15 protein-coding genes, 13 tRNA genes and 3 rRNA genes are annotated in these 21,520 nt (G+C 42.0%); 30 read left to right on the forward strand and 1 reads right to left on the reverse strand.

The features are described from left to right. From dnaA to EL081_RS00015, 3 genes are all read left to right on the forward strand, one after another. Entirely contained in the window at positions 1–1,371 is a 1,371-nt protein-coding gene (dnaA, locus tag EL081_RS00005) for a chromosomal replication initiator protein DnaA (protein ID WP_126403551.1), read from the forward strand. Between the two features lie 160 nt (positions 1,372–1,531). Then, positions 1,532–2,668 carry a DNA polymerase III subunit beta gene (gene dnaN, locus EL081_RS00010; protein WP_126403552.1) on the forward strand — a complete coding sequence of 379 codons (1,137 nt, stop codon included), beginning with the start codon at positions 1,532–1,534 and terminating at the stop codon, positions 2,666–2,668. Between the two features lie 63 nt (positions 2,669–2,731). Beyond that, entirely contained in the window at positions 2,732–2,923 is a 192-nt protein-coding gene (locus EL081_RS00015; protein WP_126403553.1) for a DUF951 domain-containing protein, read from the forward strand. 35 nt (positions 2,924–2,958) lie between these two features. Here the strand turns inward: EL081_RS00015 and EL081_RS00020 are convergent, their stop codons facing one another. Beyond that, positions 2,959–3,201, reverse strand: coding sequence for a DUF1307 domain-containing protein (locus EL081_RS00020; RefSeq protein ID WP_232011416.1), 243 nt, complete (start codon positions 3,199–3,201; stop codon positions 2,959–2,961). Between the two features lie 63 nt (positions 3,202–3,264). On the opposite strand from EL081_RS00020, the gene ychF reads away from it, so the two are divergent. The 27 genes from ychF (at position 3,265) to EL081_RS00155 (ending at position 21,517) form a co-directional block, all read left to right on the forward strand. Then, positions 3,265–4,380, forward strand: coding sequence for a redox-regulated ATPase YchF (gene ychF, locus EL081_RS00025; RefSeq protein WP_006595324.1), 1,116 nt, complete (start codon positions 3,265–3,267; stop codon positions 4,378–4,380). Between the two features lie 70 nt (positions 4,381–4,450). Beyond that, the gene (gene pth / locus EL081_RS00030; protein WP_006595323.1) at positions 4,451–5,020 is read left to right on the forward strand and encodes an aminoacyl-tRNA hydrolase; all 570 of its coding nucleotides are present in this window, start codon (positions 4,451–4,453) and stop codon (positions 5,018–5,020) included. Beyond that, positions 5,013–8,525, forward strand: coding sequence for a transcription-repair coupling factor (gene mfd, locus EL081_RS00035; protein ID WP_126403554.1), 3,513 nt, complete (start codon positions 5,013–5,015; stop codon positions 8,523–8,525). The genes pth and mfd overlap by 8 nt, the downstream gene beginning before the upstream one ends. A gap of 63 nt (positions 8,526–8,588) precedes the next feature. Continuing rightward, entirely contained in the window at positions 8,589–8,855 is a 267-nt protein-coding gene (locus EL081_RS00040; RefSeq protein WP_126403555.1) for an RNA-binding S4 domain-containing protein, read from the forward strand. Further along, positions 8,848–9,216 carry a septum formation initiator family protein gene (locus EL081_RS00045; RefSeq protein WP_006595320.1) on the forward strand — a complete coding sequence of 123 codons (369 nt, stop codon included), beginning with the start codon at positions 8,848–8,850 and terminating at the stop codon, positions 9,214–9,216. Before EL081_RS00040 ends, EL081_RS00045 begins: the two co-directional genes overlap by 8 nt. Further along, complete coding sequence (locus EL081_RS10185) at positions 9,216–9,344, forward strand: SP_0009 family protein (RefSeq protein ID WP_006595319.1); 129 nt, start codon at positions 9,216–9,218, stop codon at positions 9,342–9,344. Before EL081_RS00045 ends, EL081_RS10185 begins: the two co-directional genes overlap by 1 nt. After that, entirely contained in the window at positions 9,337–10,620 is a 1,284-nt protein-coding gene (locus tag EL081_RS00050) for a serine hydrolase (protein ID WP_126403556.1), read from the forward strand. The genes EL081_RS10185 and EL081_RS00050 overlap by 8 nt, the downstream gene beginning before the upstream one ends. Beyond that, positions 10,620–11,894: a tRNA lysidine(34) synthetase TilS gene (gene tilS / locus EL081_RS00055; protein WP_126403557.1), complete on the forward strand. Its 1,275-nt coding sequence runs from the start codon at positions 10,620–10,622 to the stop codon at positions 11,892–11,894. The genes EL081_RS00050 and tilS overlap by 1 nt, the downstream gene beginning before the upstream one ends. A 5-nt stretch (positions 11,895–11,899) precedes the next feature. Further along, entirely contained in the window at positions 11,900–12,442 is a 543-nt protein-coding gene (gene hpt, locus EL081_RS00060; RefSeq protein ID WP_126403558.1) for a hypoxanthine phosphoribosyltransferase, read from the forward strand. A gap of 10 nt (positions 12,443–12,452) precedes the next feature. After that, entirely contained in the window at positions 12,453–14,426 is a 1,974-nt protein-coding gene (gene ftsH, locus EL081_RS00065) for an ATP-dependent zinc metalloprotease FtsH (protein ID WP_126403559.1), read from the forward strand. A 115-nt stretch (positions 14,427–14,541) separates the two neighbouring features. Continuing rightward, positions 14,542–14,613: transfer RNA gene (locus EL081_RS00070), tRNA-Glu, on the forward strand. A gap of 172 nt (positions 14,614–14,785) precedes the next feature. Beyond that, positions 14,786–15,268: a hypothetical protein gene (locus EL081_RS00075; protein ID WP_006595314.1), complete on the forward strand. Its 483-nt coding sequence runs from the start codon at positions 14,786–14,788 to the stop codon at positions 15,266–15,268. Between the two features lie 244 nt (positions 15,269–15,512). After that, positions 15,513–17,061, forward strand: a 16S ribosomal RNA gene (locus EL081_RS00085). Between the two features lie 53 nt (positions 17,062–17,114). Beyond that, positions 17,115–17,187: transfer RNA gene (locus EL081_RS00090), tRNA-Ala, on the forward strand. A 129-nt stretch (positions 17,188–17,316) separates the two neighbouring features. Then, positions 17,317–20,216, forward strand: a 23S ribosomal RNA gene (locus EL081_RS00095). Positions 20,217–20,296: 80 nt separating this feature from the next. Beyond that, positions 20,297–20,412 (forward strand): 5S ribosomal RNA (rrf, locus tag EL081_RS00100). The 16S, 23S and 5S rRNA genes sit together here with 12 tRNA genes alongside, the layout of an rRNA operon. A gap of 131 nt (positions 20,413–20,543) precedes the next feature. Continuing rightward, positions 20,544–20,616 (forward strand) — tRNA-Val (locus EL081_RS00105). A 2-nt stretch (positions 20,617–20,618) separates the two neighbouring features. Beyond that, positions 20,619–20,691: transfer RNA gene (locus tag EL081_RS00110), tRNA-Asp, on the forward strand. A gap of 31 nt (positions 20,692–20,722) precedes the next feature. Beyond that, positions 20,723–20,795, forward strand: a tRNA-Lys gene (locus tag EL081_RS00115). A gap of 5 nt (positions 20,796–20,800) precedes the next feature. Continuing rightward, a tRNA-Leu gene (locus tag EL081_RS00120) sits at positions 20,801–20,882 on the forward strand. A gap of 17 nt (positions 20,883–20,899) precedes the next feature. Continuing rightward, positions 20,900–20,972 (forward strand) — tRNA-Thr (locus tag EL081_RS00125). Between the two features lie 23 nt (positions 20,973–20,995). Next, positions 20,996–21,067: transfer RNA gene (locus EL081_RS00130), tRNA-Gly, on the forward strand. Between the two features lie 7 nt (positions 21,068–21,074). Then, a tRNA-Leu gene (locus tag EL081_RS00135) sits at positions 21,075–21,160 on the forward strand. A gap of 21 nt (positions 21,161–21,181) precedes the next feature. Further along, a tRNA-Arg gene (locus tag EL081_RS00140) sits at positions 21,182–21,255 on the forward strand. A 19-nt stretch (positions 21,256–21,274) separates the two neighbouring features. Next, positions 21,275–21,348, forward strand: a tRNA-Pro gene (locus EL081_RS00145). A gap of 5 nt (positions 21,349–21,353) precedes the next feature. Continuing rightward, positions 21,354–21,427 (forward strand) — tRNA-Met (locus EL081_RS00150). A 16-nt stretch (positions 21,428–21,443) separates the two neighbouring features. Continuing rightward, positions 21,444–21,517 (forward strand) — tRNA-Ile (locus EL081_RS00155). Positions 21,518–21,520 lie beyond the last annotated feature (3 nt).

Consider the following 21,520-nt stretch of genomic DNA (forward strand, 5'->3'; position numbering starts at 1 on the left):
GTGTCAAGAGAAGAAACGTTCTGGAATCGTGTGATTGAATTAAGTAAAAAGACATTTAAAAAAGAAATCTTTGACTATTTTGTCCTTACTTCAAGACTCATCAAAGTCGATCAACAAGAAGCCGTTATTTATTTAGATGCAGAAGTAAAAAAATTATTCTGGGAAGAAAATATGACAAAGGTGATTCTGACTGCTGGATTTGAAATTTATGCAGTAGAATTAACCATTTCCTATCAATTCAATCTTGAAGAAGAGGAAGAAGAAAAGGAGTTTATTCCCCTTTCAGAAATAACCAGAGACTATGCAGTGAGCCATGCTCCAATAGTAGATTTGCCTCCTATCCAAACAGGATTAAGAAAGAAATACACCTTTGATAATTTTGTAAGTGGAGACGGAAATCAATGGGCTTTGGCTGCCGCTTTAGCAGTTTCTGAAAACCTTGCTACCACTTATAATCCTTTATTTATCTATGGAGGACCTGGTTTAGGTAAAACGCATTTGCTCAACGCGATTGGGAATCAGATTATGGAAAACTACCCAAATGCTCGAGTAAAATACATCCCAGCAGAATCCTTTATCAATGAATTTTTAGAGCGTCTTCGCCTAAATGATATGGATACCTTTAAAAAAACCTATCGAAACTTGGATCTGCTCTTAATTGATGATATTCAATCGCTTGGAGGAAAAAAGGTTACAACTCAAGAAGAGTTCTTTAATACCTTTAATGCTCTTTATGGGGATAATAAGCAGATTGTCCTAACCAGCGATCGTAGTCCTGATCATTTAGATAGCTTAGAAGAACGTCTAGTCACGCGCTTTAAGTGGGGCTTGACGCAAAATATTACACCACCAGATTTTGAAACTCGAATCGCAATTTTGAGAAATAAAATCGAAGACCTGGACTTTACTTTCCCTGATGATACACTTGAATACCTAGCAGGTCAATTTGATTCTAACGTCCGAGACTTAGAGGGTGCGTTGAATGATATCTCTCTTGTGGCAAGAGTAAAAAAAATCAAAGATATTACAATTGATGTCGCAGCTGAAGCCATTCGAGCTCGTAAGAATGAAGCCTTACAAATTACGGTGATTCCTATCGAAAAGATTCAAACGGAAGTTGGAAAATTTTACAATGTCAGTGTCAATGAAATGAAAGGATCTCGACGGGTTCAAAATATTGTCCTAGCTCGACAAGTAGCTATGTACCTCGCCCGCGAGATGACCGACAATAGTCTTCCTCGTATCGGTCGTGAATTTGGAGGAAAAGACCATACAACGGTCATGCATGCTTATGAAAAAATCAAAGGGATGATCGAAATTGATGACAATCTCAGACTTGAGATTCAAACCATCAAGAAAAAATTAAAGTAATCCCATGTGGACAATCCTAGAAAAACTTGCTTCTTTTTCCACATGTTGTGAACAAGGAACTTTTCAATTCCTGCCTGGCTTTAGAAGAGTTTTCCACATGTTCCACATACTCTACTATTACTATTAACTTACTAATACTAAAATAATAAAAGGAGATCTCATGATCAATTTTTCTATTAACAAGGCTTATTTCCTGCAAGCTTTAAATACGACAAAAAGAGCCATTAGTTCAAAAAATGCAATTCCAATCTTATCCACTATTAAGATTGATGTCACTTCTGAAGGTATTACTCTCATTGGATCAAATGGACAAATCTCAATCGAATACTTTATTTCTGTTAAAGATGACAATGCAGGCCTTCTAGTAACGACACCAGGTGCTATTCTTTTAGAAGCAACTTTCTTTATCAATGTTGTATCCAGTCTACCAGATGTCGTTTTAGATGTGAAAGAAATCGAACAAAAACAAATTGTATTAGTTAGTGGAAAATCAGAAATTACCCTTAAAGGGAAAGATGCAGAACAATATCCTCGTATTCAAGAAATTTCAGCCAGCAACCCTCTAACGCTCCCAATTCAAACTTTGAAGAAAATCATTTCTGAGACAGCTTTTGCAGCAAGTACCCAAGAAAGTCGTCCGATTTTGACAGGAGTTCATTTTGTTCTTTCTGATCACAAGGAATTAAAAACGGTGGCAACGGATTCTCATCGAATGAGTCAAAAAAATATTACCCTTGAAAAAAATGGGGATAACTTTGATGTTGTGATTCCAAGCCGTTCTTTACGCGAATTAACGTCTGTCTTTTCAGATGAGATTGAACAGGTTGAAGTCTTCTTTGCCAATAACCAGATTTTATTTAGAAGTGACAATATCAGTTTCTATACACGCCTGTTGGAAGGAAACTATCCAGATACGGATCGCTTGATTCCAACAGAGTTTAGTTCGGAAGTAACCTTTAAAGTTGCTCATCTTCGCCAAGCCATGGAACGGGCCCGCCTGTTGTCTAATGCTACTCAAAACGGTACTGTTAAATTAGAAATCGCTAGTGGGGTTGTTTCTGCCCACGTCAATTCTCCTGAGGTAGGGCGCGTGAATGAAGAAATTGATACAGAAGCAGTTTCGGGAGATGATTTAAACATCAGCTTCAACCCAACTTATTTGATTGACGCTTTGAAAGCCATTGAAAGTGAAAAAGTCGTCATTCGCTTCATCTCTGCAGTTCGTCCCTTTACATTGGTACCAGCAGAGGAATCTGAACGCTTCATTCAATTAATTACACCAGTTCGGACTAATTAAGGGCCAAAAGCTAGCATTGAATAGGCTAGCTTTTCGTCTTCTATGTTGATGAAAGGAAAATTCATGTATCAGGTCGGTGATTTTGTAGAAATGAAAAAACCCCATGCTTGTATCATCAAAGCAACAGGGAAAAAAGCCAATCGTTGGGAAATTAGGCGAGTAGGAGCAGATATTAAAATTCGTTGTAGCAATTGTGATCATATAGTCATGATGAGCCGTCACGATTTTGACCAAAAAATGAAAAAAGTATTGTAAAAGGTTCAGTCATCGAGGTGACTGAACCTTTTGTATTATTTTAATTCTTCAAATTTTCCATCTTTTACTTCTTTGAAGCCATTAGACTTAAAGGTTTTAAGTGTTGTTTTGTAGCCGATGTAATCAACATTTTGATTTTCTTGTGCAGCAATTAACTGATTTTCTTGTAATTCTTTTAAATCTGCCTTGGTATAATCAATCTTTGTTTTTTCAACGAGATAGTCATCCTTATATTCTGCAGAGTGTGAGAATCCTTTGACATCTTTGAATTTTTTCATTATCTTGTGCTTTGAATTATGTTATAATAAAAGGGATTGAAATGTGAACGGAGAAAAAGAAAAATGGCTTTAACAGCAGGTATCGTGGGTTTGCCAAACGTTGGTAAATCAACCCTATTTAATGCAATTACAAAAGCAGGAGCAGAGGCTGCAAACTATCCCTTTGCGACCATTGATCCCAACGTTGGGATGGTAGAAGTTCCAGATGAACGCCTCCAAAAATTGACGGAGATGATTACTCCTAAGAAGACAGTCCCAACAACCTTTGAATTTACAGATATTGCAGGGATTGTAAAAGGTGCATCAAAAGGAGAAGGTCTCGGTAATAAATTCTTGGCCAATATCCGTGAAGTGGATGCTATTGTCCATGTAGTTCGTGCCTTTGATGACGAAAATGTCATGCGTGAGCAAGGTCGTGAAGATGCTTTTGTAGATCCATTAGCAGATATTGATACCATTAATCTTGAATTGATTCTTGCTGACTTAGAATCTGTAAATAAACGCTATGCACGTGTGGAAAAGATGGCACGTACGCAAAAAGATAAGGATTCCGTTGCAGAATTTAATGTACTTCAAAAGATTAAACCAGTTCTTGAAGATGGTAAATCAGCTCGTACCATTGAATTTACAGATGAAGAACAAAAAGTTGTCAAAGGTCTTTTCCTCTTGACTACTAAACCAGTTCTGTATGTAGCAAATGTGGATGAGGATGTCGTTGGAGACCCAGACTCTATCGAATATGTGAAGCAAATTCGTGACTTTGCAGAAACAGAAAATGCAGAGGTAGTGGTGATTTCTGCGCGTGCGGAGGAAGAAATTTCTGAGTTAGACGATGAAGATAAAAAAGAGTTTCTTGAAGCCATTGGTTTGACAGAATCAGGTGTGGACAAGTTGACGCGTGCAGCTTACCATTTACTCGGACTTGGAACTTACTTCACAGCTGGTGAAAAAGAGGTACGTGCGTGGACCTTCAAACGTGGTATGAAAGCTCCTCAAGCAGCTGGAATCATCCACTCAGACTTTGAAAAAGGATTTATCCGTGCAGTAACTATGTCTTATGATGATTTGGTGAAATACGGATCTGAAAAGGCGGTAAAAGAAGCGGGACGCTTGCGGGAAGAAGGAAAAGAATATGTTGTCCAAGATGGCGACATCATGGAATTCCGCTTCAATGTATAAAGAAAACAAGTGAATAACCAAAAGGTTGGAAAAAAATTCCAACCCTTTTGGCTTTTGAAAGGGAAAGCAAATGACAAAATTAATCGTCGGATTGGGGAATCCGGGAGATAAGTATGTGGAAACCAAACATAATGTAGGGTTTATGCTAGTGGACCAGTTGGCGAAGTCTCTCAATCTCACCTTCTCACATGATAAGATTTTTCAAGCAGATGTGACCTCCACCTTTATAGATGGAGAAAAGGTCTTTTTAGTCAAACCAACCACCTTCATGAATGAGAGTGGCAAGGCCGTGCACGCACTTTTAACCTATTATGGCTTAGAGGTGGAAGATTTGGTCGTTATTTATGATGACTTGGATATGGAAGTCGGTAAGATTCGCCTTCGTACCAAAGGGTCAGCTGGAGGCCACAACGGAATCAAGTCGATCATCAACCATATTGGAACTCAGACCTTTAATCGCATCAAGATTGGAATTGGGAGACCCAAGCAAGGCATGTCAGTAGTCCACCATGTCTTAGGGAAATTCGATCAGGATGATTATGCAACCATCCTCCTTGCCATCGACAAGTCAGAAGAAGCCCTTCGTTTTTATTTGAAAGATGGTCAATTTGAAAAAACAATGCAACAATACAATGGATAAATATAAGACACTGGTTGATCTATTTCAACAAAACAAAGATATCAGAAAATGGCAACAGGACCAGCAAAAAAGAAGTCGCTCTCTTTTACTAGGATTGTCTTCATCTACGAAAGCCATTACGATGGCAACAGTTGTCGAAGATGGACACAAGGCCTTGGTCTTGACCTCCTCCCAAAATGAAGCAGAACGGCTCGCCAGTGATTTATTGGGATTATTAGGCGAAGAAAAGGTCTATCTTTTCCTTGGAGATGACAATCCCTTGGCAGAGTTTGTCTTTGCTTCCCAGGAACGGGTCTTTTCTCGTCTGGAAGCTCTGGACTTTCTCCTAGCTCCAGAAAAAGAAGGAATCGTTATTGCCAATGTAAGTGGTAGCCGTTTGCTCTTACCTAATCCAAAGACTGTCAGCTCTATGATTCAATCTTTCTCTGTTGGAGAAGAAAAAAATCTGACAGAGTTGAAAGATACCCTACTGGCCATGGGCTATCAAAAGGTTTCACAGGTGAGCCAACAGGGAGAGTTTAGTCTCCGAGGGGATATTGTAGATCTTTTTGAAGCCAGTCAAGATTTTCCTTATCGTATGGAATTTTTTGGAGATGAGATTGATGGCATTCGGACTTTTTCTCCAGAGACTCAACGTTCACTAAAAAATCTAGATACGATAACGGTTCATCCAGTTAGTGATATGCTACTAACGAAAGATGATTTTCTAAGAGGGCAGAAGAACCTAGAGAAGCTGATTCAAAAAAGCCCCAATCCAGAGTTTAAATCCTATTTGACTGAGGTTCTCACAGAAGCGCATCACCAGCGTCTTCATGCAGATAGTCGAAAATTTCTCTCTCTTTTTTATCAGCAAACCTACACTCTCTTTGATTACCTGCCCAAACATGCTCCTGTTTTTTTGGATGATTACCATAAAATCATGGATCAGGAAACGCGGTTTGATGTAGAAGTTGCTAACCTTTTGACAGAGGATCTACAAAAGAGTCGCTCTTTCGCAGAAGCCCAGTATTTTGCGGACAATAGTGCTCTTTTACGCACTTATAAACCAGCTTCTTATTTTTCAAATTTCCAAAAAGGCTTGGGAAATCTGCGATTCGATGCCCTCTATTCTTTTAACCAATACCCCATGCAGGAATTCTTTAGTCAGTTTACTCTCTTAAAAGATGAAATTGACCGATTCCGTAAACAAGACTATACGGTTATTCTTCAGGTGACGAGTAAACAAGGTTTCCAGCAGTTACAAGAGCACTTGAGAGATTATGGGATTGATCTGGATTATCTTGCACCTGATCAGCTTCATCCTGGACAGAGCCAGTTGGTCATCGGTGGTTTGGCGCGTGGATTCCATTTTGTGGATGAGAAGATTGTCCTCATTACAGAGACAGAAATTTTCCAGAAAAAGGTTAAACGAAAGATCCGTCGGCAAACCATTTCCAACGCGGAGCGGTTAAAAAACTACAATGAGTTGGAAAAGGGAGACTACGTCGTTCACCAGGTTCATGGAATCGGTCAGTATTTAGGACTAGAAACCATTGAAATTTCTGGTGTTCACCGAGATTATGTCTCCATCCAGTATCAAAATGGGGACCGGATTTCCATTCCTGTGGATCAAATCCAGATGCTGTCCAAATATGTTGCGAGTGATGGCAAGCCTCCTAAAATCAACAAACTTAACGATGGTCGCTTCCAAAAGGCCAAACAAAAGGTCCGTCAAGAAGTAGAGGATATTGCAGATGATCTGATTCAACTCTATGCAGAGCGAAGTCAATTACAAGGCTTTGCCTTTACTCCAGACGATGAGAACCAAGAAGCTTTTGACCAGGCCTTTCCATATGTTGAAACAGATGATCAGATTCGTTCTATCCAAGAAATTAAGAAGGATATGGAGTCTTCAAGTCCTATGGATCGCCTCTTGGTCGGTGACGTGGGCTTTGGGAAGACAGAAGTAGCCATGCGAGCAGCCTTTAAAGCTGTCAAAGACCACAAACAAGTAGCTGTATTAGTTCCGACAACTGTCCTAGCTCAACAGCACTATGCCAATTTTAAAGAACGCTTCGATGCCTTTCCAGTAGAAGTCGATGTCTTGAGTCGTTTCCGGAGTCGTGCTGAGCAAAAAGAAACTTTGGAAAAACTTAAAAAAGGCCAGGTCGATATTTTGATTGGAACCCACCGTCTCTTGTCTAAAGATGTGGAATTTTCGGATCTTGGGCTCATCGTGATTGATGAGGAGCAACGGTTCGGTGTCAAACACAAGGAAACCCTCAAGGAATTAAAGAAAAAGGTCGATGTCTTAACCTTAACGGCAACGCCCATTCCTCGTACCCTCCACATGTCTATGTTGGGGATTCGGGATTTGTCCGTTATTGAAACCCCGCCGACTAATCGTTATCCTGTTCAAACTTATGTCTTAGAAACCAATCCAACCATAATCCGAGATGCCATTCGTCGGGAGATGGATCGGGGAGGTCAGGTTTATTATCTTTACAACAAGGTAGATACTATTGAACAAAAGGTTTCAGAACTACAAGAATTAGTTCCAGAAGCTTCTATTGGGTTTGTCCATGGACAGATGAGTGAAGTGCGGTTGGAAAACACCTTGATGGATTTCATTGAAGGTGAGTATGATATTTTAGTCACAACAACCATTATTGAAACAGGGGTGGATATCCCAAATGCCAATACCCTCTTCATTGAGAATGCCGACCATATGGGCTTGTCTACCCTTTACCAATTGAGAGGTCGTGTCGGCCGAAGCAATCGCATTGCCTATGCCTACTTGATGTACCGGCCGGACAAAACCTTGACAGAAGTTTCCGAAAAGCGCTTAGAAGCCATCAAAGGTTTCACTGAGTTGGGGTCTGGTTTTAAGATTGCCATGCGAGATTTGTCTATTCGAGGTGCGGGAAATATTTTAGGAGCTTCTCAGTCTGGCTTTATTGATTCTGTCGGATTTGAAATGTATTCACAGTTACTCGAAGCTGCGATTGAGAAAAAACAAGGAAAAGAGAAAAAACGTCAAAAAGGAAATGCAGAGCTCAATCTTCAAATTGATGCCTACATTCCAAGTGACTATATTTCCGATGAACGTCAAAAAATTGAAATTTACAAACGCATTCGAGAAATTCAAGTTCAAGAAGATTATGAGCTCTTGCAAGACGAATTGATTGATCGATTCGGAGAATACCCAGATGTGGTAGCTTATCTCCTAGAAATAGGGTTTATCAAATCTTATCTGGACCAGGTCTTTGTTAAAGTAGTCGATCGAAAAGACCAGCAACTAACAGTGAAATTTGAGCCAATTACCAAGCAACTTTTCTTGACTCAAGATTATTTTGCTGCCTTATCAGCAACTAATTTAAAAGCTCGTATTGCAGAAAGCCAAGGATTGATTGAATTAATCTTTGATGTACGAAATAAGAAAGACTTCGAAATTTTAGAAGGCTTGCGACAATTTGGGGAAAAATTACTGGCCATCAAGCAGGAAAAAATGGAAAAACAAGACTAGAAAGAAAGATTTTACTAGGCTCTTTCTAAAAAAATGGTACAATAATACATTAGAGGTGATACGATGAGATTAGATAAATTTTTAAAAGTTTCCCGCATTATCAAAAGACGTCCTGTAGCTAAAGAAGTAGCTGACAAGGGGCGAATCAAAGTCAATGGGGTCCTAGCAAAAAGTTCAACTGATTTGAAGGTAAATGACGAAGTAGAAGTTCGATTTGGAAATAAGCTATTGACAGTAAAAGTATTGGAAATGTTAGATAGTACCAAAAAAGAAGATGCGTCTAAAATGTATGAAATCATTCGTGAAACAAGGATAGAAGAAGATGCCTAAAAATATTGTACAAATGAATAATCGGTATATTCAAGACGAACATCAGCGTCGGAAATACCAGAATGAGGAGCAAAAAAAACAGAACCGATTTATGGGTTGGGTTCTCATTTTAATTATTTTATTGTTCATTCTTCCAACCTATAATCTGGCTCAGAGTTACCAGACGCTTCAAAAACGCAAACAACAATACGTTCAATTGCAAGAACAATATCAGCAAACCCTTGAGGAAAAAGAATATCAAAAGGATATCGTAGAGAAATTGAAGGATGACGAGTACGCTGCAAAATATGCACGCGCAAAATATTCCTTCTCTAAAGATGGCGAATATATTTATACGATACCTAACTTATTACCGAAATAATGGAAAATATTGTAAAAACCGTTCAACAATTTCTAGAATATTCTGATACAAAATTAGAAGAGTTAGCTAAAAAGAATCAAGCCTTAAAATTGCAGGAAGAAAATCAGGAAAGGAGCAAGGATGAATAAGTTAGTTTATTGGATGGTTTTTCCTACTTTCTTAGCCACCCAACCCTTATCGGATTCCTCCCAGCCCCAAGTTCCTTTAACTTCTGATTCTTCCTACACTAGCCAAATAGGGACTCAAGACCATTTCTTTGTCTCCATCCCGTCTAATCCAAATGTTTATCAGCCAATTGTGACCTATTCAGATCCAGAATTGAGTCAAAAAGCTGGGGAAATCAGGCCTGATACTCCCTTCACTGTCGATCAATTGTTTGTCAATGATCAAGGCAAATCTGTTTTTAAATTATCGAATAAACAGTATGTAGTAGCTGATCAAGATCAAATTTACGAAGATTCGATTTTGGAATTAACAGAAGAAAAAAAGACCATGTGGTTGTCGTCCTCTTTTACAGTTTATGATCAACCCTTGGTAAATGGCGCAAAAAGCAAAAAAACAAGTCTGGCTCCCTATAGCAAGGTTGAAATCACCAAGAGTGCCAAAACTTTAAAAGGGACCTACCTAGAAATTTCTGGCCAGGGTTGGATTTCAAAAGATGAACTTTCTGCTACAGATAATCGGATGGAAGAAGTCCAAGCGATTCTGAATCAGAAGTACAACAAAGATGGAATTGCAGTTTACGTGAAGCAAGTGGATACTGGAAAGACTGCTGGGATACATGAAGACCAGGAAATGTATTCTGCCAGTATAGCCAAGCTTTTATATTTGTACTATACTCAAAAAGAGTTGAATGAGAATCATGTAGATTTGCAGACTCCTTTAAAATATACAAAAGAAGTTAATGATTATCCTGGAGCTTATGAACCAGAAGGCAGTGGAAGTATTTCAAAAACACCGGATGATAAGGAATATACCGTCGCTGATTTGATTAACCGGGTGGCCAAAGAATCCGATAATGTTGCGCAAAACATTTTAGGCTATTATGTAACGCACCAATCAGATAAAGAATTTCAAAAGGTGACCAATAAGATTGCAGGAAAAACGTGGAATGTAGAAAATAGAATGGCATCTGCCAAAATGGCAGGGAATGTCATGGAAGCTATCTACCAACAAAATGGTGGAATCATTGATGCTTTGTCGGATACTCGCTTTGATGATCAACGAATTTCAAAAGATATCCCAGTCAAGGTCGCTCACAAGATTGGAGATGCCTATGATTTCCGTCATGATGTCGCCATTGTTTATACAGATTCACCATTTATTTTGGCTATTTTTACGGATCACTCTGATTACGAGACTATCTCAGCAATTGCCAAAGATATTTATGAGGTCTTACAGTAATGAAAGAAAAATTTCTTCAGTTCTGTCAAAAGGAGGGGCTTTTTGAATCTCATCAAAAAGTCCTTTTGGCTTTATCAGGAGGGGTGGACTCTATGACCTTACTAGATTGGCTCTACCATTACCAGCATCAATTGGGAATTGAACTCGTTCTTGCTCATGTCAATCATCACCAACGCGTTGAAGCTGACCAGGAGGAAAGAGGAATTCGGGAATTAGCTCAAGCAAAACATCTACCACTGAAGGTTGCTCATTTCTCTGGTCCTTTTTCGGAAAGCCGAGCTAGACAATTCCGCTATGACTTTTTTGAAAAAGTTATGAAAGAAGAAGCTTGTAGTGCTCTCGTCACCGCTCACCATATGGATGATCAGGCAGAAACGATTTTAATGCGTCTAATTCGTGGAAGTCGTCCGCGGCATTTAAAAGGTATTCCTTTAAAACAACCATTTGGACAGGGTATGTTGATCCGTCCCCTCTTACATTTCAAAAAAAAGGATTTTCCAGAAATTTTTCATTATGAGGATAAAAGCAATCGCTCTTTAGACTATTTCCGTAATCGTATCCGTCATCGTTATCTCCCACTGTTAGAAGAAGAAAATCCTCAAGTAATGAGTGCTTTGGTCAACTTAGGAGAGGATCTCAGTCATTGGCACCAGGCTTTAAAAGAGTTGACAAAAGATTTGAAGCTACAAGATGTGACGCAGTTTCAAAAGCAATCACCAGCTGTTCAGATTTATTTGCTGGAAGAGTATCTAGCTGGTTTTCCAGATTTGCAATTAAGTCGGGCACAATTTGAACAATTACATAGAATAGTAGTGACCAAATCTAACACGCAACAAGTTCTAAAGAATGGTTATGAACTTTACAAAGATTATCACTATTTTGAAATTCGGAAAATCAGTCGAAGGACGGATGACCGAATGTCAGAAGATTTGTTACAATTTGGAACCATAAAGACAGTAGGTGCTTATCGCTTTTTATTTGGAGTGGAACCAAGCGATTCATATATGGAGGCTATCCCACTTCCAAATAACCATCCAGTTTCTATTCGCCCCCGTAAAAGGGGAGATCGTATTCTGATGAACGGTCACCATAGAAAAATTAGCAGATTGTTGATTAACCAAAAAATCCCTTTAGATCAACGAAATAATCTGGTGGTTTTAGAACAAGATAAACAAATACTGGCTATTCCTGAAATTGCGATCAGTGATTTGAGTAAGGAATTAAAAAATGGTATAATGAAGGACACAATTTATATCCAGAAAATAGATAGGTAAAAAAGATGTTAGAACAAGATATCAAAAAGATACTCATTTCCCACGATGAAATCGTAGCTGCAGCACGTGAACTTGGTCAAAAACTGACAGAAGACTACCAAGGAAAAAATCCAATTTTAGTAGGGATTCTAAAAGGGTCAGTCCCATTTATGGCAGAATTGATCAAACATATTGATATGCATATTGAGTTGGATTTTATGCTGGTGTCTAGTTATCATGGTGGAACATCAAGCTCAGGCGTGATCAATATTATCAAAGATATAGACCAAGACATTAAGGGACGTGATATTCTCTTTGTTGAAGATATCATTGATACTGGTAAAACTCTTAAGAGTTTGAAAGAATTGTTTGAAGGACGTCAACCAGCATCTGTTAAAATTGCTACCTTGTTGGACAAACCTGAAGGACGCTTAGTTGAGATTGAAGCAGATTACACTTGCTTTACCATTCCAAATGAGTTTGTTGTGGGTTATGGTTTAGACTACGAAGAAAATTATCGAAACCTTCCTTATATCGGAGTGTTGAAAGAAGAAGTGTATTCAAAATAGAGGAAACTAGATGAAAAATAACAGAAACAATGGTTTTGTTCGAAATCCTTTTCTATACTTATTGATTATAGTGGCTGCTGTTACAGGTTTTCAGTATTTCTTTGCGGGAAACAGTATCGGGCAAAGCCAACAAATCAATTATACAGAATTGGTAAAAGAGCTTAAATCAGACAATGTCAAGGAAATTAGCTACCAGCCAAACGGTAGTGTCATTGAAATTTCCGGTACCTATAACAAAGCAAAAACCAGCAAGGATGATACAGGGGTTCAATTTTTCACTCCAAGTCCAAGTAAGGTGACTCGCTTCACGAGTGTGATCTTACCGTCTGATTTGACGGTTCAAGAATTACAAAACTTAGCATCCGAACACAAGGCTGACATCACTATTAAACGGGAAAGCTCAAGTGGAATGTGGATTACCATTCTGACTTCAATCGTACCCTTTGTGATTGTCATGTTCTTCTTCTTCTCCATGATGAATCAAGGAGGAGGCGGAGGTGCCCGCGGTGCTATGAACTTTGGTCGTAACAAAGCGCGTGCTACCAATAAAGAAGATATCAAGGTTCGTTTTTCAGATGTAGCAGGGGCTGAAGAAGAAAAACAAGAACTTGTTGAAGTGGTTGAATTCTTAAAAGATCCAAAACGCTTTACAAAATTGGGTGCTCGTATCCCAGCAGGTGTCCTTCTCGAAGGCCCTCCAGGAACTGGTAAAACATTACTTGCTAAGGCAGTTGCAGGAGAAGCTGGCGTACCTTTCTTTAGTATTTCAGGTTCTGACTTCGTAGAAATGTTCGTCGGTGTCGGTGCAAGCCGTGTACGTTCACTCTTTGAGGACGCTAAAAAAGCAGCACCAGCCATTATCTTTATCGATGAGATTGATGCTGTTGGACGTCAACGGGGAGTTGGCCTTGGTGGAGGAAATGATGAGCGGGAACAAACCCTTAACCAACTCTTGATTGAGATGGATGGTTTTGAAGGAAACGAAGGTATCATCGTGATCGCAGCCACTAACCGTTCCGATGTTCTAGATCCAGCCCTTCTTCGTCCAGGTCGTTTTGACCGGAAGGTTTTAGTTGGTCGTCCAGATGTAAAAGGACGAGAAGCTATCTTGCGTGTTCATGCTAAAAATAAACCATTAGCCAAAGATGTTGACTTGAAACTGGTTGCCCAACAAACACCAGGATTTGTTGGAGCAGATCTTGAAAACGTCTTAAACGAAGCAGCTCTAGTAGCGGCTCGTCGCAATAAGAAGGTTATCGATGCATCTGATATTGATGAAGCCGAAGATCGTGTGATTGCTGGTCCTTCCAAGAAAGACCGAACAGTTTCTCAAAAGGAACGCGAATTGGTTGCTTACCATGAGGCAGGGCATACCATTGTTGGATTGGTCCTATCTAATGCTCGTGTTGTCCACAAGGTGACCATCGTTCCACGTGGACGTGCAGGCGGTTATATGATTGCTCTTCCAAAAGAAGATCAAATGTTACTTTCTAAAGAAGATATGAAAGAACAATTAGCTGGTCTTATGGGAGGACGTGTAGCGGAAGAAATTATCTTTAACGTTCAAACCACAGGGGCTTCCAATGACTTTGAGCAAGCGACCCAAATGGCGCGTGCCATGGTAACAGAATATGGTATGAGTGAAAAACTTGGTCCGGTTCAATACGAAGGCAACCATGCTATGTTTGGAGCTCAAACAACTCAAAAATTTATTTCAGAGCAAACAGCATATGAAATTGATGAAGAAGTAAGAAGTCTATTGAATGAAGCTCGCAATAAAGCTGCCGAAATCATCCAGAACAATCGTGAAACCCACAAGTTGATTGCAGAAGCCTTGTTGAAATACGAAACCTTGGACAGTGTTCAAATTAAGTCATTGTATGAAACAGGTAAAATGCCAGAAGATACTGATTTAGAATTAGAAAAAGAATCTAAACCATTATCTTATGAAGAAATTAAATCTAAAATGGAAGAAAATAAGTAATAAACTTTAGAGTCTTCTAAAACTTTTAGAAGGAGCCGAAAAATTCGGCTCCTTTTTTTCAAAAAAGTATTGACAGATAAAAATGAACTGATATAATAGATTACGTTGTAAAAATGGTCCGTTGGTCAAGGGGTTAAGACACCGCCTTTTCACGGCGGTAACACGGGTTCGAATCCCGTACGGACTATCGCAAAAAGTTGTTACATTCGTAGCAACTTTTTTTGTATGATAAAAACACTATTTTGACATTCTTATAAAAATAAAGACCGATTAGAGTTAGAAAAGATTCCAAATAGAAAAAACAGCACAAATAAATCCTAACCTCCTTTAAAATGAAAACAAGTTAGAAAGGAGGTCCAATGAACTTTAAAAAATCATATGAGAAAGTAAAATGGATAGTATGGAAATGTGAGAAGGAATTTTATATTCACCTTTGGGATCATGCAGACTGGGAACAAGAAGGAAGATTAGTGCTGTATGAGTTACAAATAAGTAATCCTGAAGTAGAAGAAAATGAAGAAATCTTATTAACCTACTTCAAAACAAAGTTTCGCAATCACATAAAGGATAAAGTTAGAAAACAAGAAAGTGATAAGAGGAAGTTAAATAAAGTACCCTATACAGAGATTGGGGAGATTAGCCATCGACTTCGATCAAAAGAACTCTTTTTGGATGAACTAGTCCTATTAAGAGGAGCCCTAAAGGAGTTCAGAGAAAACCTAACCGATCAAGAAAAAGAAGAATATGATAAACTACTGATGAATCAACGTTTTTCAGGAAAAGCAAAGATGAAAAGAAGGCTCCAAGAATACTTGAAAGATTTCAAGGATCATCATTTATGAAAAAGGATGTAACAAAGCATCCTTTTTCATAAAAATAAAAATTTAAAAAAATAGAAAAAAGATATTGACAAGAAGTTTTGGTCGTGATATACTAATATAGTTGTCGCGCGAGAGCGACAAAGACCTTTGAAAACTGAACAAGACGAACCAATGTGCAGGGCGCTATAACGGAAGTTATAGTAACTGAACAATAAAAAAACAATAAATCTGTCAGTGACAGAATGAGTTTAAGACAAACAATTATTTTAATGAGAGTTTGATCCTGGCTCAGGATGAACGCTGGCGGCGTGCCTAATACATGCAAGTAGAACGCTGAAGCTTGGTGCTTGCACCGAGCGGATGAGTTGCGAACGGGTGAGTAACGCGTAGGTAACCTGCCTGGTAGCGGGGGATAACTATTGGAAACGATAGCTAATACCGCATAACAGTAGATGTTGCATGACATTTACTTGAAAGGGGCAATTGCTCCACTACCAGATGGACCTGCGTTGTATTAGCTAGTTGGTGAGGTAACGGCTCACCAAGGCGACGATACATAGCCGACCTGAGAGGGTGATCGGCCACACTGGGACTGAGACACGGCCCAGACTCCTACGGGAGGCAGCAGTAGGGAATCTTCGGCAATGGACGGAAGTCTGACCGAGCAACGCCGCGTGAGTGAAGAAGGTTTTCGGATCGTAAAGCTCTGTTGTAAGAGAAGAACGAGTGTGAGAGTGGAAAGTTCACACTGTGACGGTATCTTACCAGAAAGGGACGGCTAACTACGTGCCAGCAGCCGCGGTAATACGTAGGTCCCGAGCGTTATCCGGATTTATTGGGCGTAAAGCGAGCGCAGGCGGTTAGATAAGTCTGAAGTTAAAGGCTGTGGCTTAACCATAGTACGCTTTGGAAACTGTTTAACTTGAGTGCAGAAGGGGAGAGTGGAATTCCATGTGTAGCGGTGAAATGCGTAGATATATGGAGGAACACCGGTGGCGAAAGCGGCTCTCTGGTCTGTAACTGACGCTGAGGCTCGAAAGCGTGGGGAGCAAACAGGATTAGATACCCTGGTAGTCCACGCCGTAAACGATGAGTGCTAGGTGTTGGGTCCTTTCCGGGACTCAGTGCCGCAGCTAACGCATTAAGCACTCCGCCTGGGGAGTACGACCGCAAGGTTGAAACTCAAAGGAATTGACGGGGGCCCGCACAAGCGGTGGAGCATGTGGTTTAATTCGAAGCAACGCGAAGAACCTTACCAGGTCTTGACATCCCTCTGACCGCTCTAGAGATAGAGCTTTCCTTCGGGACAGAGGTGACAGGTGGTGCATGGTTGTCGTCAGCTCGTGTCGTGAGATGTTGGGTTAAGTCCCGCAACGAGCGCAACCCCTATTGTTAGTTGCCATCATTCAGTTGGGCACTCTAGCGAGACTGCCGGTAATAAACCGGAGGAAGGTGGGGATGACGTCAAATCATCATGCCCCTTATGACCTGGGCTACACACGTGCTACAATGGCTGGTACAACGAGTCGCAAGTCGGTGACGGCAAGCTAATCTCTTAAAGCCAGTCTCAGTTCGGATTGTAGGCTGCAACTCGCCTACATGAAGTCGGAATCGCTAGTAATCGCGGATCAGCACGCCGCGGTGAATACGTTCCCGGGCCTTGTACACACCGCCCGTCACACCACGAGAGTTTGTAACACCCGAAGTCGGTGAGGTAACCTTTTAGGAGCCAGCCGCCTAAGGTGGGATAGATGATTGGGGTGAAGTCGTAACAAGGTAGCCGTATCGGAAGGTGCGGCTGGATCACCTCCTTTCTAAGGATAAGGAAACCTGCACGTTCGTCTTGTTTAGTTTTGAGAGGTCTTGTGGGGCCTTAGCTCAGCTGGGAGAGCGCCTGCTTTGCACGCAGGAGGTCAGCGGTTCGATCCCGCTAGGCTCCATTGGTGAGAGATCACCAAGGATGAACATTGAAAATTGAATATCTATATCAAATAGTAACAAGAAAATAAACCGAAAACGCTGTGAATATTTAATGAGTTTTCTAATTTTTTAAGAAATTAGGTTAATAAGGTTAAGTTAATAAGGGCGCACGGTGGATGCCTTGGCACTAGGAGCCGAAGAAGGACGTGACAAACGACGAAATGCCTCGGGGAGCTGTAAGTAAGCTTAGATCCGGGGGTGTCCGAATGGGGGAACCCAGCAGGTGATACCTGTTACCCATATCTGTTAAGGATATGAGGAGGAAGACGCAGTGAACTGAAACATCTAAGTAGCTGCAGGAAGAGAAAGCAAAAGCGATTGCCTTAGTAGCGGCGAGCGAAACGGCAGGAGGGCAAACCGAAGAGTTTACTCTTCGGGGTTGTAGGACTGCAATGTGGACTTAAAGATTATAGAAGAACTACCTGGGAAGGTAGGCCAAAGAGAGTAACAGCCTCGTATTTTAAATAGTCTTTATACCTAGCAGTATCCTGAGTACGGCGAGACACGTGGAATCTCGTCGGAATCTGGGAGGACCATCTCCCAACCCTAAATACTCCCTAGTGACCGATAGTGAACCAGTACCGTGAGGGAAAGGTGAAAAGCACCCCGGGAGGGGAGTGAAATAGAACCTGAAACCGTGTGCCTACAACAAGTTCGAGCCCGTTAATGGGTGAGAGCGTGCCTTTTGTAGAATGAACCGGCGAGTTACGATATGATGCGAGGTTAAGTTGAAGAGACGGAGCCGCAGGGAAACCGAGTCTGAATAGGGCGCTTTAGTATTATGTCGTAGACCCGAAACCATGTGACCTACCCATGAGCAGGTTGAAGGTGCGGTAAAACGCACTGGAGGACCGAACCAGGGCACGTTGAAAAGTGCTTGGATGACTTGTGGGTAGCGGAGAAATTCCAAACGAACTTGGAGATAGCTGGTTCTCTCCGAAATAGCTTTAGGGCTAGCGTCGACATTAAGATTCTTGGAGGTAGAGCACTGTTTGGGTGAGGGGTCCATCCCGGATTACCAATCTCAGATAAACTCCGAATGCCAATGAATTATGGTCGGCAGTCAGACTGCGAGTGCTAAGATCCGTAGTCGAAAGGGAAACAGCCCAGACCACCAGCTAAGGTCCCAAAATAATTGTTAAGTGGAAAAGGATGTGGGGTTGCACAGACAACTAGGATGTTAGCTTAGAAGCAGCTATTCATTCAAAGAGTGCGTAATAGCTCACTAGTCGAGTGACCCTGCGCCGAAAATGTACCGGGGCTAAAACAATTTACCGAAGCTGTGGATACCTTTAATGGTATGGTAGGAGAGCGTTCTATGTGTGAAGAAGGTATACCGTGAGGAGTGCTGGAACGCATAGAAGTGAGAATGCCGGTATGAGTAGCGAAAGACAGGTGAGAATCCTGTCCACCGTAAGACTAAGGTTTCCAGGGGAAGGCTCGTCCGCCCTGGGTTAGTCGGGACCTAAGGAGAGACCGAAAGGTGTATCCGATGGACAACAGGTTGATATTCCTGTACTAGAGTATGTAGTGATGGAGGGACGCAGTAGGCTAACTAAAGCGTGCGATTGGAAGTGCACGTCTAAGCAGTGAGGTGTGAATTGAGTTAAATGCTTAGTTCTATAACATTGAGCTGTGATGGGGAGCGAAGTTTAGTAGCGAAGTTAGTGATGTCACACTGCCAAGAAAAGCTTCTAGCGTTTAAACATACTCTACCCGTACCGCAAACCGACACAGGTAGTCGAGGCGAGTAGCCTCAGGTGAGCGAGAGAACTCTCGTTAAGGAACTCGGCAAAATGACCCCGTAACTTCGGGAGAAGGGGTGCTGACTTAGGTCAGCCGCAGTGAATAGGCCCAAGCAACTGTTTATCAAAAACACAGCTCTCTGCTAAATCGTAAGATGATGTATAGGGGGTGACGCCTGCCCGGTGCTGGAAGGTTAAGAGGAGTGCTTAGCGTAAGCGAAGGTATGAATTGAAGCCCCAGTAAACGGCGGCCGTAACTATAACGGTCCTAAGGTAGCGAAATTCCTTGTCGGGTAAGTTCCGACCCGCACGAAAGGCGTAATGATTTGGGCACTGTCTCAACGAGAGACTCGGTGAAATTTTAGTACCTGTGAAGATGCAGGTTACCCGCGACAGGACGGAAAGACCCCATGGAGCTTTACTGCAGTTTGATATTGAGTGTCTGTGCCACATGTACAGGATAGGTAGGAGCCATAGAGATCGGGACGCCAGTTTCGATGGAGGCGATGTTGGGATACTACCCTTGTGTTATGGCCACTCTAACCCGGATAGGTGATCCCTATCGGAGACAGTGTCTGACGGGCAGTTTGACTGGGGCGGTCGCCTCCTAAAAGGTAACGGAGGCGCCCAAAGGTTCCCTCAGAATGGTTGGAAATCATTCGCAGAGTGTAAAGGTATAAGGGAGCTTGACTGCGAGAGCTACAACTCGAGCAGGGACGAAAGTCGGGCTTAGTGATCCGGTGGTTCCGTATGGAAGGGCCATCGCTCAACGGATAAAAGCTACCCTGGGGATAACAGGCTTATCTCCCCCAAGAGTTCACATCGACGGGGAGGTTTGGCACCTCGATGTCGGCTCGTCGCATCCTGGGGCTGTAGTCGGTCCCAAGGGTTGGGCTGTTCGCCCATTAAAGCGGCACGCGAGCTGGGTTCAGAACGTCGTGAGACAGTTCGGTCCCTATCCGTCGCGGGCGTAGGAAATTTGAGAGGATCTGCTCCTAGTACGAGAGGACCAGAGTGGACTTACCGCTGGTGTACCAGTTGTCTCGCCAGAGGCATCGCTGGGTAGCTATGTAGGGAAGGGATAAACGCTGAAAGCATCTAAGTGTGAAACCCACCTCAAGATGAGATTTCCCATAACAATATGTTAGTAAGAGCCCTGAGAGAAGATCAGGTAGATAGGTTAGGAGTGGAAGTTGTGTGAGCAATGGAGCGGACTAATACTAATAGCTCGAGGACTTATCCAAAAAGTAACTGAGGATATTTACAGCTGGTTAGATTTTTGTTAGAATATAGGTATTCAATTTTGAATGTTCATCATTCAGAGTTAAGTGACGATAGCCTAGGAGATACACCTGTACCCATGCCGAACACAGAAGTTAAGCCCTAGAACGCCGGAAGTAGTTGGGGGTTGCCCCCTGTGAGATATGGTAGTCGCTTAGCAAGGTTGAGTCTAGAGGAATCTAGGCTCATTTGGGAGTTTAGCTTAGTTGGAATTGAGAGGAAATCGAAATTCCAATCGGCGGATAAGAGAAACGCAGTTTCTCACCGTTGGCTGAGTTAAACGACCATATGGGAGTTTAGCTCAGCTGGGAGAGCATCTGCCTTACAAGCAGAGGGTCAGCGGTTCGATCCCGTTAACTCCCATAGGTCCCGTAGTGTAGCGGTTATCACGTCGCCCTGTCACGGCGAAGATCGCGGGTTCGATTCCCGTCGGGACCGTAGAAACGTAGTTTCTAGCAGATAATGATACGACTCGTTAGCTCAGTTGGTAGAGCAATTGACTTTTAATCAATGGGTCACTGGTTCGAGCCCAGTACGGGTCATTATAGCGGGTTTGGCGGAATTGGCAGACGCACCAGATTTAGGATCTGGCGCTTTACGGCGTGGGGGTTCAAGTCCCTTAACCCGCATAAAAGAATAATAATGAGCCGGCTTAGCTCAGTTGGTAGAGCATCTGATTTGTAATCAGAGGGTCGCGTGTTCAAGTCATGTAGCCGGCATTTTTTTATATAAAGAAACAGATGCGAACGTAGTTCAGTGGTAGAACACCACCTTGCCAAGGTGGGGGTCGCGGGTTCGAATCCCGTCGTTCGCTTGAGGAGGCCGGGGTGGCGGAACTGGCAGACGCACAGGACTTAAAATCCTGCGATTGGTAACGATCGTACCGGTTCGATTCCGGTCCTCGGCATAGACTTAGGTTGGAGAAGAAGCACCCTTAGCTCAACTGGATAGAGTACCTGACTACGAATCAGGCGGTTAGAGGTTCGACTCCTCTAGGGTGCATAAAGCGTAAGCTTTAGTTCGGGAAGTAGCTCAGCTTGGTAGAGTACTTGGTTTGGGACCAAGGTGTCGCAGGTTCGAATCCTGTCTTCCCGATTTATGGCGGTGTAGCTCAGCTGGCTAGAGCGTCCGGTTCATACCCGGGAGGTCGGGGGTTCGATCCCCTTCGCCGCTATACTATTGATCTTGTCGGACCTTTAGCTCAGCTGGTTAGAGCTCTCGGCTCATAACCGAGTGGTCGTAGGTTCAAGTCCTACAAGGTCCATAA

The organism is Streptococcus viridans, from assembly GCF_900636365.1.
GTDB lineage: Bacteria > Bacillota > Bacilli > Lactobacillales > Streptococcaceae > Streptococcus > Streptococcus viridans_A.

Bases quoted from the DNA above. Each gene is read 5' to 3' on its own strand.
- dnaN (WP_126403552.1), top strand. From the start codon at position 1,532: ATGATCAATTTTTCTATTAACAAGGCTTATTTCCTGCAAGCTTTAAAT.
- EL081_RS00015 (WP_126403553.1), top strand. From the start codon at position 2,732: ATGTATCAGGTCGGTGATTTTGTAGAAATGAAAAAACCCCATGCTTGT.
- EL081_RS00020 (WP_232011416.1), bottom strand. From the start codon at position 3,201: ATGAAAAAATTCAAAGATGTCAAAGGATTCTCACACTCTGCAGAATAT.
- ychF (WP_006595324.1), top strand. From the start codon at position 3,265: ATGGCTTTAACAGCAGGTATCGTGGGTTTGCCAAACGTTGGTAAATCA.
- pth (WP_006595323.1), top strand. From the start codon at position 4,451: ATGACAAAATTAATCGTCGGATTGGGGAATCCGGGAGATAAGTATGTG.
- mfd (WP_126403554.1), top strand. From the start codon at position 5,013: ATGGATAAATATAAGACACTGGTTGATCTATTTCAACAAAACAAAGAT.
- EL081_RS00040 (WP_126403555.1), top strand. From the start codon at position 8,589: ATGAGATTAGATAAATTTTTAAAAGTTTCCCGCATTATCAAAAGACGT.
- EL081_RS00045 (WP_006595320.1), top strand. From the start codon at position 8,848: ATGCCTAAAAATATTGTACAAATGAATAATCGGTATATTCAAGACGAA.
- EL081_RS10185 (WP_006595319.1), top strand. From the start codon at position 9,216: ATGGAAAATATTGTAAAAACCGTTCAACAATTTCTAGAATATTCTGAT.
- EL081_RS00050 (WP_126403556.1), top strand. From the start codon at position 9,337: ATGAATAAGTTAGTTTATTGGATGGTTTTTCCTACTTTCTTAGCCACC.
- tilS (WP_126403557.1), top strand. From the start codon at position 10,620: ATGAAAGAAAAATTTCTTCAGTTCTGTCAAAAGGAGGGGCTTTTTGAA.
- hpt (WP_126403558.1), top strand. From the start codon at position 11,900: ATGTTAGAACAAGATATCAAAAAGATACTCATTTCCCACGATGAAATC.
- ftsH (WP_126403559.1), top strand. From the start codon at position 12,453: ATGAAAAATAACAGAAACAATGGTTTTGTTCGAAATCCTTTTCTATAC.
- EL081_RS00075 (WP_006595314.1), top strand. From the start codon at position 14,786: ATGAACTTTAAAAAATCATATGAGAAAGTAAAATGGATAGTATGGAAA.